Source organism: Massilia endophytica (assembly GCF_021165955.1).
Taxonomy (GTDB): domain Bacteria; phylum Pseudomonadota; class Gammaproteobacteria; order Burkholderiales; family Burkholderiaceae_D; genus Rugamonas; species Rugamonas endophytica.
This window is the reverse complement of record NZ_CP088952.1, coordinates 352,436-365,229: the sequence shown is the minus strand read 5'-3', so window position 1 is coordinate 365,229 and position 12,794 is coordinate 352,436. Positions and strand designations below refer to the sequence as shown.

Sequence of the window (12,794 nt, the reverse complement as noted above, 5' to 3'; positions counted from 1 at the left end):
TTCAGGCGCGGCAGGCGAAGGCGTTGACGGCGTCGGCCGCCAGCGGCGCATCGCTGCGCGTTTCAAGCCAGAAGCGGCGCAGCAGGTTCTGCGCGGTCTTCATCCGGTACTCGCTGCTGGCGCGCATATCGCTCAGGGGCGCGTAGTCTTCGGCCAGCGCACGCATGGCGTCGGCCAGTGCGGCTTCGTCCCAGCGTCGGCCTGCCAGCAGGCTCTCTGCCCTCGCCGCGCGCTTGGGCGTGCCCGCCATGCCACCGAAGGCGATGCGCGCGCCGGTGACCACGCCGCGATCCAGCGTGAAGGCAAAGGCGGCGCACACGGCGGAAATATCCTGGTCGAAGCGCTTGGCCAGCTTGTAGGTGCGGAATGCGACGTTCGGGCGCGGCAGAGGCACGCGCACGGAGAGCACGAATTCGTCCGCCGCCAGGTCTTTCTTCATGTAGTCCAGATAGAGGTCTTCCAGCGCCAGCACACGCTCGCCGCGCACGCTGTGCAGTACCACCTGCGCGCTCAGCGCGATCAGCCAGGGCATGGAGTCGCCGATGGGCGAGCCGTTGGCGACATTGCCGCCCAGGGTGCCCGCCTGCCGGATCGGCAGCGAGGCAAAGCGCTGGCGCAGTTCGCCCAGCTCCTGCGGATAGTGTTCGCACAAGGCGTTGTAGGCATCCTCCAGCGACACGCCCGCGCCGATATCGAGCAGGCCATCCGCCTCGCGCACGAACTTCAGCGCGTCCACGTGGCCGAGATAGATGATGCCTTCGAGGTCGCGCATCTGCTTGGTGATCCAGAGGCCCACGTCGGTGGACCCGGCCAGCAGCGTGGCGCGCGGATGTTCGGCGCGCAGCTGCGCCAGTTCGCCAAGGGTGCGCGGGGCCATGAAGGTCTGGCCCTGCGCGGAGTAGATGGCCAGTGCATCGCGCTTCAGTCCTGCGAGCTGGCTGGTGACATGCGCGGCATCGAATTCCACGCGCGGCAGCTCGGTCATGCGCCCGGCCGCGTCGATGATGGGGCGGTAGCCCGTGCAGCGGCACAGGTTACCGGACAGGCAGTCGTCGATTTCCTTGCGTTCGGGACGGCGGCCTTCCTGCTTCAGGTACATGCCCCACAGGGACATGGCAAAGCCGGGGGTACAGAAGCCGCACTGGGAGCCGTGGCATTCCACCAGCGCCTGCTGCACGGGATGCAGCGCGCCATCGGGCTGCTGCAGGTCTTCCACGGTGAACAGGGCCTTGCCGTCCAGAGTGGGTGTGAGCTGGATGCAGGAGTTCACCGCCTTCATCTCAAGCTGGCCGTCCGCACCGAGCGCGCCCACCACCACCGTGCAGGCCCCGCAGTCGCCTTCGGCGCAGCCTTCCTTGGTGCCGGTGCAATGCAGATCCTCGCGCAGATGCTGCAACACCGTCTGCGTGGGCGCAGCGTCGCGCACTTCATGCACGGCGCCACGGAAGTAAAAACGAATCGGTTCTGACATTTCGGCCTCGGCGTAATCCCAAGTTAAAAGATTAACACCAGAGCCCGACCCGATTATATATTTTCGGTGATTTTACTTATCAGGAATTCTTAATATAAGGATGATGCAGGCGCCAGTGCTCGGCAATGTCGATGCGGCGGGTAATCCACACATCGTCATGACTCTGCACATAGTCGAGGAAACGCGCCAGGGCCGCCGCCCGCGCCGGGCGTCCCGCCAGGCGGCAGTGCAGGCCGATGGACAGCATTTTCGGCCGGTTCAGGCCTTCGGGGTCGCCTTCCTCGTACAGCACGTCGAATGCGTCCTTGAGGTAGTCGAAGAACTGGGTGCCGCTGTTAAAGCCCTGCATGGCGGCGAAGCGCATGTCGTTCGTGTCCAGGGTGTAGGGCACGATCAGCTGGGGCGTCACGGCGGGCTTGCCGTTCGCGTCCAGATGCTCCACCTCCTGCCAGAACGGCAGGTCATCGCCGTAATAGTCGGCGTCATAGGCGAAACCGCCATGCTCCACCACCAGGCGGCGCGTATTGGGCGAATCGCGGCCGGTGTACCACCCCAGCGGCGCGCTGCCGGTCATGTCGCGGATGATCTCGACCGCTTCCTTCATGTGCGCCCGTTCCGTGGCTTCATCCATGTTCTGGTACGAGATCCAGCGCAGGCCATGGCAGGCGATTTCGTGGCCCAGCTCCTGGAAGGCGGCCACCGCCTCGGGGTGCCGTTTGAGCGCCATGGAGACCCCGAAGATGGTCAGCGGCAGCCTGCGCTGCTCGAACATGCGCAGCAGGCGCCAAAGGCCCGCGCGCGAGCCGTACTCGTAAATCGACTCCATGCTCATGTGCCGCATGGGGAAGGCCGCGGCGCCGATGATCTCCGACAGGAAGGTCTCCGAGGCTGCATCGCCGTGCAGCACATTGTTCTCGCCGCCCTCCTCGTAGTTCAGCACGAACTGCAGCGCCACGCGGGCGTCTTTCGGCCATTTGGGATGGGGTGGATTGCGGCCGTAGCCGATCAGGTCGCGGGGGTAGTTGTCGTAAGTGCTCATCATGTCTCCAGGAATAGCATATCCATACCGCCTTCGTTATATTGACAGGCATACCACAGTATATGATTCTCCGGATATCGACACGAGGACTGCAATGGGAAAACTGACGACTCACGTTCTGGATACTGCACACGGCCGCCCCGGCTCAGGTGTGAAGGTGGCGCTCTTCGCCGTAGGGGCGGAGGGCAAAACGCTGCTGAAGATGGACGTTACCAACAGCGACGGCCGCTGCGGCACGCCCCTGCTGGAAGGCGGTGCGCTGAAGCCGGGCCAGTATGAGCTGGTATTCAACGCGGGCGACTATTTCGCCGACCTGGGCGTGGCGCTGCCATCACCACGCTTCATCGACCTGGTGACCATCGCCTTCGGCATCGCGCATGCGGACCAGAACTACCACGTGCCGCTGGTGGTGTCGCCCTGGTCCTACTCCACCTACCGGGGCAGCTGAAGGCCCTTGCCCGCTTCCTGGATCAGCCGCGCCAATAGGTAGACGCGCGGCGGAATGCTCTCGATTTCGGCATACTCGCCCGGCGTGTGAATGCCGCCGCCGACAATGCCCAAACCGTCCAGCGTAGGCACGCCCGCCGCGAACATGAGGCTCGCGTCGGCGGCGCCGCCGGTGCTCTCCAGCGTCAGCTTGCGGCCCAGTTCCCCGTAGATTTCGTTGGCCTTCGCCGCCAGCGCATCCGTTACAGGGCTCTGCGGCATGGGCGGGAAGCCGCGGCGCAGGTGGATGCTCACCTTCGCGTCCTTGATCAGCTGTTTGGACGAGATGCGGGCAATGTCCTGCTCCACGCGGTCGAATTCCTCGGGCACCGACACGCGGATATCGGCCTGCGCGGTCGCCAGGTCCGGTATCACGTTGCTGCGGTCTCCGCTTTTCAGCACCGTCCAGTTGACGGTGGTGCCCTTCTCTTCGTTGCCCAGTTCTGAAAGCTGGATCACCTGATGGGCGGCCTCCATGGCGGCGTTGACGCCCTGTTTCGCGGCGACGCCTGCGTGCGCGGCCTTGCCCTGCACTTCCATGCCGATCTCGCCGCTGCCCTTGCGCGCAATGACCACGCCATCCGCAGCGCGCCCCGGCTCCAGGTTGAGGGCCACGTCATGCTCCTTGACCGTCTTCTCGATCAGCTCCCGCGAACCGTGGGAGCCGGTTTCTTCGTTCGTGTTCAGGAGAACGGTGATGCGGGCGAAGTCGCGGAAGCCGCTTTCCTTCAGCAGCTTGAGCGCGTACAGGGCCACGACGATGCCTCCCTTGTCGTCCATGATGCCGGGTCCATAGGCGCGGCTGCCTTCGATGCGGAAGGGATTGGCCTTGGCCGTGCCATCGGCGTAGACGGTGTCCATGTGGGCGACCAGCAGCACGCGTCCCTTGCCCTTGCCGTTCAGGGTGGCGACGATGTTCTTGCCCGCTGCGGGAGCGGCGGAGAAGGTCTCGACCTTGAAGCCAAGCTTCTTCAGTTCCGCCGAAGCCAGCGCGCCCACCGCGTTCAGGCCTTTTTCACTGAAGGTGCCCGAATCGATATTCACCATGCGGCCCAGAAGCTTCAATGCCTCGGGCTTGACCTGCTCCGCGCGCTTCAGCAGCGCCGCATCCGGCGTTTGCGCCGAAGCGCCCAGACCTGCCAGCGCCATCACGGCGCCTGCTACCAGTTTCCTTGCCATCGTTCCCCCGTGTCTAGAAGATCGGGGAATCATATCCCATCAACGAGCGATTTCGGTGTAGTGGCGGTTTGGCCGCTCGGCCTTGATCTTGCGCTGGAGCTGGACGAGGCCGTAGATGAGGGCTTCCGGCGTGGGCGGGCAGCCCGGCACATACACGTCCACCGGCACAATACGGTCGCAGCCGCGCACCACGGAGTAGCTGTAGTGGTAGTAGCCGCCCCCATTGGCGCATGACCCCATGGAGACCACGTAGCGCGGCTCCGGCATCTGGTCGTAGGACTTGCGCATGGCGCGCGCCATCTTGTTGGTGAGCGTGCCCGCGACGATCATCAGGTCCGCCTGGCGGGGCGAGGGACGGGGAATCATGCCGAAGCGGTCCATGTCGTAGCGCGCGGACGCGGCTTCCATCATCTCCACGGCGCAGCAGGCAAGGCCGAAGCTCAGATACCACAGGCTGTCCGTGCGCGCGGCATTCAGCAGGGCCTCGGCCGAAGTGATCATGAATCCATCGCGTTCCAGTGTTGCTTCCATTGCTGCCCTCCCCTGTCGAATCACGCAGGGGAGGATAGCGGGGACGGCTCAGGGAAAATTGTACGGAAACGACATCAGCGATGGCGGGCCACGATTTCGCGGTAAGGCTCTTCGTAGCGATAGAGGCGCAGCTCCTGCTCCTCCTGTGCGCCCTTCATCAGCGCGCCGGGCGCCATGCCGGTGTAGTGCGTGAAATCGCGCACCATGTGGGCCTGGTCATGGTAGCCCGCGTCCATGGCTATGCGGGTGAGCAGGCCCCGGCTGGGAGGCAGCAGCAGCAAGGCGGACAGCGCGTGCACGTAGCGCTCCATCTTGCGGCTGTCGCGCAGGGTGAGGCCGTAGCTGGCGAGGTGGCGGCGCTCCAGCTGGCGCACGCTCATGCCGTAGCGGGTAGCGATATCGTCCGTGGACAGGGCCAGCATCGTGCGCGGCAGGATGAAGGTTTCGCGCAGCCCTTCGCGGCGGTCCAGCAGCGCCAGCAGCCATTGCGCGAGAGCCAATGCCCAGCGCCGGGGCGAGGGCAAGGTTGGCAGCAGCGCTTCCAGTGCCTCGCAGTCCGGCGCGGAGGGCAAGTCGGCCAGGGTCACGGGCATATCGCTCAGCTCCGCCGCATCCACATCGAACAGCAGCGGGAGATATTCCGGCTCGATCAGGGCGCTGACGAAGGTGGTATCGGCCTGCCACAAGGCCGCGAAAGGACGTGTGAGCGGCCCGCTCAGCATGGCGCGGTCGAAGCGTGTGCCGCCCGCGAGCGAGCAGCCGCTGACGAAGAAAGTGAGCATGGCCGACGGCGTCGAGGGTACGAGCACAGGCCCCGGACTCGCGCGCTCAACGTGGAAATAGCGCACCACTCCCGCCAAGGCCGCTGGCGGAAGAAAGGCCAGCCTCTCGCCAGCCGCACTGAGCGCACCCGTCTCTTCCATCCCAAGATTATAGAAGGAATAGGGGACAGCAACTGTCTTGATTAATTAATCGAGGGTTGCTGCCCACCTCTCGTTGTTATGCAACATGGCGTTCATGGTGACGAGCAGCTTGCGCATGCAAGCCACGATGGCTACTTTCTTGAGTTTTCCTGCCGCGAGCAGCCGGGCGTAGGCGCTTTTGAGGACGGGATTGTGTCGGATGGCGACCAAGGTGGCCATGTAGAGGACCGCCCGTACCGATGCCCTGCCACCCCAAATTCTTCGCTTCCCCCGCATCTTGCCGCTGTCACGGCTGTATGGGCAGACGCCAACCAGCGCACCGATTTCGCGCCGATTGAGCGTGCCAAGCTCGGGTAACTGCGCCAGCAGGGTTGCGACGGTGATGGAGCCTACGCCGGGGATGGATGAGAGCAGGTCGGCTTTAGCGTGCCATAGCGGACTTTCCTTGATAGCCCGCCCCAGATCACCATTGGTGCCCTTGATACGCTGCTCGAGCCATTCAATATGCTCATTGATCTCTTTTGCAATGAGAGCGGTCGCCTGCAGCTTTCGGTTCTTCTCAGCTGTGAGCATATCGACCAACTGGCGTCTTCGAGTCAGAACGTCCTCCAGATGGCGTAGCTCACCGTCTTTAATTGGACGCAGTGCCGGTTTGACCGCTTGCCCGAAGCGGGCCAGAACAATGGCATCGACCTGGTCAGTTTTCGCAAGCACGCCAATGGCCTTGGCGAAATCCCTGGCCTGTTTGGGATTGATGACCGCCACTGGCAACCCCGCAGTTGCCAGTACGCTGACCAATTCCATTTCGAGACCGCCGCTCGCCTCCACCACGATCCATCGCGGCTGTAGCTGCAACAACCTGGCTTTCAGGTTCTGATGACCACCCGCGTCATTGGGGGACTGCGCCCGATGTGACAGCGGAAGACTATCGACGTCCAGACTCTTCTTGCTGACATCGATCCCGACGTACAACCCATCGTCTGCGTTCTGCATGATTCTTTCTCCCATTCTTACTGATCCGGGGTTCGCCCCCTGACAACTGTTCGGGCTACAAAGAATCGAGCATGCCGTCATTGGCTGTCCCACGGGATTTGCTCCCACAGACCTATCAGACTGGCATGCCCGCAGACATAATTTAGCGTATGTTGAAGATATAAGACCTCGGGGGGTCTGTCCCCGGCGGCACAGTCGATAGCCGAACACAGTTCGCCAACTATGTTTAGTGGCTGACTGGGATTTCGGGGACAGACCCTGTTCAGGGTCTGTCCCCTCTGTCAACTGCTACAATGGGGGTTCCGCAGCTGCCTAAATCATCCACTTGGACAATATTCCCTTGTGGGCGCAATTTCTTGCGCTCGCTTTCCTGATCTTCCTCTCGGCCTTCTTCGCCATGGCCGAAACCGCCCTGATGGCGGCCAACCGTTTTCGTCTTCGCCACCAGGCAAAACGCGGCAGCCGCCGCGCCATTGCCACGCTCTGGCTGCTGGAACGCACGGAAACCCTGCTCTCGCTCGTTCTGGTCGCGAATACGCTGCTGAACGCCATGGCGATCGCCCTCGTCACCGCCATCGCCATCACAAATTTCGGCATGGAGGAACACGTGATCGTGATCGCCATCTGCGCCGTCGTCTTCGTGCTGATCGTGGTGGCGGAGATTTCGCCCAAGATCATCGGCGCCCGCTACGCGGACCAGATCGTGCTGCCCGCCAGCGTGATCCTGCGCCCCTTGCTGCGCATGGCCAGGCCCCTGATCTGGTTCGTGGACCTGTTCGTGAACGCCCTGCTGCGCCTCTTCCGCATCAAGCCCTCCAGCGCCCTGCAGGATGCGCGCCTGTCGCCGGACGAGCTGCGCTCCGTACTCCTCGAAAGCGGCAACTTCATCCCGCAGAAGCACAAGAGCATCCTGCTCAATCTCTTTGACCTGGAGTCGATCTCGGTGGAGGACGTGATGACGCCGCGCGCCCAGATCGAGGCGCTGGACCTGTCCGTTCCGGTCGAACAGATCCGCGAGCAGCTCACCACCTGCTACCACAACAAGCTGCCGGTCTACGACGGCGAAATCAACCAGATCGTGGGCATCCTGCATGTGCGCAAGGCGGTGGGCCTGCTGAACGAGGAAGACGAGCTGACCGCCGAACACTTCCGCGCCCTGCTGAGCGAGCCCTACTTCATCCCCCAGGACACGGGCGCCTTCGACCAGCTGCAGAATTTCCAGGAAAACAAGGAACGCCTGGCCATCATCGTGGACGAGTACGGCGAAGTGCAGGGCCTGGTCACGCTGGACGATATCATCGAAGAAATGATCGGGGACTTCACCACGTCCACACCGAGCGCGGCACGGGCCGATTCCTTCGGCTGGGATGCCCGTGGCGAATGTATACTGGAAGGTGTGACGGCGCTGCGCGACATTAACAAGCGCCTGGGCCTCGATTTCCCCCTGGATGGGCCGAAAACCCTGAACGGGATGCTGCTGGAATGGCTGCAGGAGATTCCCGAAGCGCCAATCAGTGTCAAGATTGGCAATTGCATCATCGAGGTCATGCAGGTGCACGACCAGTCGATCAAAGTCGTCAAATTGCGACGTATAGATGGGCCTGCTTTACAAAAATGATGCTCGCAGGCATCATCCCTAGGATCGCAGCCCCTTTACCCACTCACTAGCGCGTTCCTATGGCATCAGTGCAAACCAACTCGTCGGCTGGCGCTCCCGTGTCAGGGCTGGCGCGGGCGCTGATGCAGGCCGGGAAGCTGACCCTGCCGCAGGCGGACGCGCTCAACCGCCGGGCCCAGGCCGAAAAGCTGCCCTTCATCGACGTGCTGGTTTCCAGCGGCACGGTGAACGCACGCGAGCTGGCCGTGTTCTGCTCCGAAACTTTCGCCTATCCCCTGATGGACCTGGCGGCCTTCAGCATCGACGCCCTGCCGCCCAAGATCATCGAGCCCAAGCTGATGCAGAGCCAGCGGGTGGTGGCCCTGGCCAAGCGCGGGAACAAGATGTCCGTTGCCATCTCGGACCCCACGAATACCCAGGCGCTGGACCAGATCAAGTTCCAGACCGAGAGCTCGGTGGAACCCGTGATCGTGCCGCACGATGCGCTGATCCGCCTGCTGAATGAACTGGGCAAGAGCGCCGACCAGACCATCGCCGACCTGGCGGGCGAGGAAGGCGACATCCAGTTCGCCGAGGAAGAGGAGGCGAACGCCGCCCCCGATCCTTCCACGGACGTGGAAGACGCGCCGGTGGTGCGCTTCCTGAACAAGATGCTGATGGACGCCGTGAACATGGGCGCGTCCGACCTGCACTTCGAACCTTTCGAGAAGTTCTACCGCATCCGCTTCCGCGTGGACGGGGTGCTGGTGGAGCATGCGCAGCCCCCTGTCTCCATCAAGGAAAAGCTGGTCTCGCGCATCAAGGTGCTGGCGCGGCTGGACATCTCGGAGAAGCGCATTCCGCAGGACGGGCGCATGCGCCTGATCGTGTCTCCTACGAAGACCATCGACCTGCGCATCTCCACCCTGCCCACCCTCTTCGGCGAGAAGGTGGTGATGCGTATTCTGGATGCGACCCAGGCCCAGATGGGCATCGACTCCCTGGGCTATGACCCGGACCAGAAGGAGCTGCTGCTGGACGCCATCCAGCGCCCCTACGGCATGGTGCTGGTGACGGGGCCCACCGGCTCGGGCAAGACGGTGTCCCTGTACACCTGCCTGAACATCCTGAACAAGCCCGGCATCAATATCTCGACGGCGGAAGACCCGGCCGAGATCAACCTGCCCGGCGTGAACCAGGTGAACGTGAACGACAAGGCGGGGCTTACCTTCCCCGTCGCGCTGAAATCCTTCCTGCGCCAGGACCCGGACATCATCATGGTGGGTGAGATCCGCGACCTGGAAACGGCGGACATTGCGATCAAGGCCGCACAGACCGGCCACATGGTGTTTTCCACCCTGCACACGAACGACGCACCGTCCACACTCACACGCCTGATGAACATGGGCGTGGCTCCCTTCAATATCGCCTCCTCCGTCATCCTGATCACGGCGCAGCGCCTGGCGCGCCGCCTGTGCACCTGCAAGCAGCCGGTCGACATCTCGGAAGACCTGCTGCGCCGCGCAGGCTTCAAGGACGAAGAACTGGACGGCAACTGGAAGCCATACGGCCCCGTGGGCTGCGAGCGCTGCAACGGCTCGGGCTACAAGGGCCGCGTGGGCATCTACCAGATCATGCCGATCACGCCCGCCATCGAGGCGCTGATCCTTGCCAGCGGCAACGCGATGCAGATCGCCGCGCAGTCGGAGTCGGAAGGCGTGAAGTCGCTGCGGCAGTCCGGACTGGTGAAGGTCAAGGCAGGCCTCACCAGCCTGGAAGAAGTGCTGGGCTGCACGAACGAATAGGAAACACACAATGGCAAACGCGGGCAATCAGGTCAAGGAATCGGTGTTCGCCTGGGAAGGCAAGGACAAGACCGGCAAGACCGTGCGCGGCGAACTGCGCGCAGGCGGCGAGGCCGTGGTGAACGTGACGCTGCGGCGCCAGGGCATCATGGTCACGAAGGTGAAGAAGAAGGTCTACCGCTCCGGCAAGAAGGTCACGGACAAGGACATCACCCTCTTCACCCGCCAGCTGGCCACCATGATGAAGGCGGGCGTGCCGCTGCTGCAGGCCTTCGACATCGTGGGCAAGGGCCACGCCAATCCGTCCGTATCGAAACTGATCATGGACCTGCGCGCGGACATCGAGACCGGCACGAGCCTGAACCAGGCCTTCCGCAAGTTCCCCCTCTACTTCGATCCGCTGTTCTGCAACCTGGTGGGCGCGGGCGAGCAGGCCGGTATCCTGGAAGACCTGCTGACCCGCCTGGCCATCTACAAGGAAAAGACCCTGGCCATGAAGGCCAAGATCAAGTCGGCGCTGACGTATCCGATCTCGATCCTGGCGGTGGCCTTCATCGTGACGGCCGTCATCATGATCTGGGTGGTCCCCGCCTTCAAGGAAGTGTTCACCAGCTTCGGGGCGGACCTGCCCGCTCCCACCGTGTTCGTGATGAACCTCTCGGCCTTCTTCGTCGAATACTGGTATCTGATCTTCGGCGGGCTGTTCGCCTCCATCTACTTCTTCTTCCAGTCCTGGCGCCGCTCCGCGAAAGTGCAGCAGGCCATGGACCGGCTGCTCCTGCGCCTGCCCATCTTCGGCGACGTGATCCGCAAGGCGACGATCGCGCGCTGGACGCGCACCCTCTCCACCATGTTCGCCGCCGGCGTGCCGCTGGTGGAATCGCTGGACTCCGTGGGCGGCGCCTCGGGCAACTTCGTCTACCTGGAAGCGACGCGCAAGATCCAGACCGAAGTGAGCACCGGCACGAGCCTCACGGTGGCCATGCAGAATGCCGAGGTGTTCCCGAACATGGTCACGCAGATGGTTTCCATCGGCGAGGAATCCGGCTCGCTGGATGCGATGCTGGGCAAGGTCGCCGACTTCTACGAAGAAGAAGTGGATGACGCCGTGGCCTCGCTGTCGAGCCTCATGGAGCCCATGATCATGGTGATCCTGGGCGTATTGATCGGCGGCCTGGTGGTTGCCATGTACCTCCCGATCTTCAAGCTCGGCTCCGTCGTATAACAAGAAAGAGAAACAATGCAAGAAGCGTTAATGCTGTTCGCGCCGCCCGCCACGACGGGCGCCACCGTCATCGCCGCCATTTTCGGCCTTCTGATCGGCAGTTTCCTGAATGTGGTCATTTACCGCATGCCGAAGATGATGCAGCGGGAGTCCGACAACTACGTCGCCTCCGAATCCGGCCAGCCGCTGCCCCACACGGACCGTTTCAACCTCGTGGTGCCGCGTTCGGCCTGCCCCCATTGCGGGCACCAGATCACGGCGCTGGAGAACATTCCGGTCCTGAGCTGGCTGGTCCTGCGCGGCAAGTGCAGTCACTGCAAGGCGCCGATCCCGGCCCGCTACCCCATCATCGAAGCGCTGACAGCCCTCGTCTCCGGCCTGCTGGTGTGGACCTTCGGCAGCGGCTACGCAGGCATGGCGACCCTGCTGTTCGCCTACCTGCTTATCGCCATGACCTTCATCGACGCCGACACCCAACTGCTGCCGGACGATCTCACCTATCCGCTCCTGTGGGCCGGCCTGCTGATGAACCTGAACGGCACCTTCGTGCCCCTGCAGGATGCCGTGATCGGCGCCGCTGCGGGCTACCTGGTGCTGTGGTCCATCTACTGGCTGTTCAAGCTCCTCACCGGCAAGGAGGGCATGGGCTACGGCGACTTCAAGCTGCTGGCGGCCCTGGGCGCCTGGCTGGGCTGGCTCATGCTGCCGACGATCATCCTGCTCTCCTCCCTGGTGGGCGCCATCGTGGGCATCGGCCTGATCGTGTTCGCCAAGCGCGGGCGCAACAACCCCATCCCCTTCGGCCCTTATCTTGCCGCGGCGGGGCTGATCGCCCTGCTCTACGGCGGGCCGATCTCCGCCTTCACCCGCGGGCTGCTCGGCTAAGCATGGAACGCTTCACGGTCGGCCTGACGGGAGGCATAGGCAGCGGCAAGAGCCTGGTGTCCCGCATGTTTGCCGCCCGCGGCGCCAGCATCGTCGACACCGACCAGATCGCCCGCGCCCTCACCGCGCCCCATGGCGCCGCCATGCCCGCCGTGCTGGCCGAATTCGGCGCCCAGTTCGAGGATGCAGACGGCGCCCTGGACCGGGCGAAGATGCGCGAGCTGGTGTTCAGCGATCCGGACGCCAAGCGCCGCCTGGAAGCCATTCTCCACCCCATGATCCGCGATGCCGTGCTGGCCGAAGCCGTCATCGCCACCGGCGCCTATGTCATCTTCGACGTGCCCCTGCTGGTGGAATCGGGCACCTGGAAGTCGCGCGTGAGCCGCGTGCTGGTGGTCGATTGCCCGGAAGAGCTGCAGGTAAGCCGGGTGATGGCCCGCAATGGCTTATCAGAAGAACAAGTGAAGGCCATCATGGCCGCCCAGGCGCCGCGCGCCGTGCGGCTGGCGGCAGCCGACGATATTGTGCTCAACGACGGCCAAATTGCCGGTCTGGAGCCCCAAATCGACCGTTTGCACGAGTTTTACCTGGCCTTTTCCCAAGGGGGGCAGACAATAGACACGCAACGTTTGTAATTTTGCCTAGCATGGTTCAGAATCA

At 63.4% G+C, this 12,794-nt stretch carries 12 protein-coding genes; 6 read left to right on the top strand and 6 right to left on the bottom strand.

Annotated elements, in window-relative coordinates; all coding sequences use genetic code 11:
- Window position 1: 1 nt before the first annotated feature.
- On the bottom strand, window positions 2-1,471 hold the full coding sequence (gene xdhA / locus LSQ66_RS01795; protein ID WP_231768108.1) for a xanthine dehydrogenase small subunit: 1,470 nt from the start codon (window positions 1,469-1,471) through the stop codon (window positions 2-4).
- 79 nt (window positions 1,472-1,550) lie between these two features.
- Window positions 1,551-2,510 (bottom strand): allantoinase PuuE, encoded by a 960-nt coding sequence (puuE, locus tag LSQ66_RS01790; protein WP_231770029.1) that lies wholly within the window; start codon window positions 2,508-2,510, stop codon window positions 1,551-1,553.
- A gap of 94 nt (window positions 2,511-2,604) precedes the next feature.
- On the opposite strand from puuE, the gene uraH reads away from it, so the two are divergent.
- Entirely contained in the window at window positions 2,605-2,958 is a 354-nt protein-coding gene (gene uraH, locus LSQ66_RS01785; RefSeq protein ID WP_231768107.1) for a hydroxyisourate hydrolase, read from the top strand.
- On the opposite strand, the gene LSQ66_RS01780 is transcribed toward uraH, so the two are convergent.
- The 4 genes from LSQ66_RS01780 to LSQ66_RS01765 all read right to left on the bottom strand — a co-directional run bounded on the left by LSQ66_RS01780 (window position 2,943) and on the right by LSQ66_RS01765 (window position 6,622).
- Window positions 2,943-4,175, bottom strand: a complete 1,233-nt coding sequence (locus tag LSQ66_RS01780) for a glutamate carboxypeptidase (protein ID WP_231768106.1) — start codon at window positions 4,173-4,175, stop codon at window positions 2,943-2,945. The genes uraH and LSQ66_RS01780 overlap by 16 nt on opposite strands.
- A gap of 39 nt (window positions 4,176-4,214) precedes the next feature.
- Window positions 4,215-4,706, bottom strand: a complete 492-nt coding sequence (locus LSQ66_RS01775) for a NuoB/complex I 20 kDa subunit family protein (RefSeq protein ID WP_269449130.1) — start codon at window positions 4,704-4,706, stop codon at window positions 4,215-4,217.
- 74 nt (window positions 4,707-4,780) lie between these two features.
- Window positions 4,781-5,629: a helix-turn-helix domain-containing protein gene (locus LSQ66_RS01770; protein WP_231768105.1), complete on the bottom strand. Its 849-nt coding sequence runs from the start codon at window positions 5,627-5,629 to the stop codon at window positions 4,781-4,783.
- A gap of 45 nt (window positions 5,630-5,674) precedes the next feature.
- Window positions 5,675-6,622, bottom strand: coding sequence for an IS110 family RNA-guided transposase (locus LSQ66_RS01765; protein WP_231768104.1), 948 nt, complete (start codon window positions 6,620-6,622; stop codon window positions 5,675-5,677).
- 325 nt (window positions 6,623-6,947) lie between these two features.
- Between LSQ66_RS01765 and LSQ66_RS01760 the strand changes: the two genes are divergently transcribed.
- The 5 genes from LSQ66_RS01760 to coaE are packed head-to-tail and all read left to right on the top strand — an operon-like array spanning window position 6,948 to window position 12,769.
- Window positions 6,948-8,240, top strand: coding sequence for an HlyC/CorC family transporter (locus LSQ66_RS01760; RefSeq protein ID WP_231768103.1), 1,293 nt, complete (start codon window positions 6,948-6,950; stop codon window positions 8,238-8,240).
- Between the two features lie 59 nt (window positions 8,241-8,299).
- Entirely contained in the window at window positions 8,300-10,024 is a 1,725-nt protein-coding gene (gene pilB / locus LSQ66_RS01755; RefSeq protein WP_231768102.1) for a type IV-A pilus assembly ATPase PilB, read from the top strand.
- Between the two features lie 10 nt (window positions 10,025-10,034).
- A complete protein-coding gene (locus tag LSQ66_RS01750; protein WP_231768101.1) occupies window positions 10,035-11,249 on the top strand; it encodes a type II secretion system F family protein in 1,215 nt (404 codons plus the stop codon).
- 15 nt (window positions 11,250-11,264) lie between these two features.
- The gene (locus tag LSQ66_RS01745; protein ID WP_269449129.1) at window positions 11,265-12,134 is read left to right on the top strand and encodes a prepilin peptidase; all 870 of its coding nucleotides are present in this window, start codon (window positions 11,265-11,267) and stop codon (window positions 12,132-12,134) included.
- A 2-nt stretch (window positions 12,135-12,136) separates the two neighbouring features.
- The gene (coaE, locus tag LSQ66_RS01740; protein ID WP_231768100.1) at window positions 12,137-12,769 is read left to right on the top strand and encodes a dephospho-CoA kinase; all 633 of its coding nucleotides are present in this window, start codon (window positions 12,137-12,139) and stop codon (window positions 12,767-12,769) included.
- The last annotated feature ends 25 nt before the right edge of the window (window positions 12,770-12,794 follow it).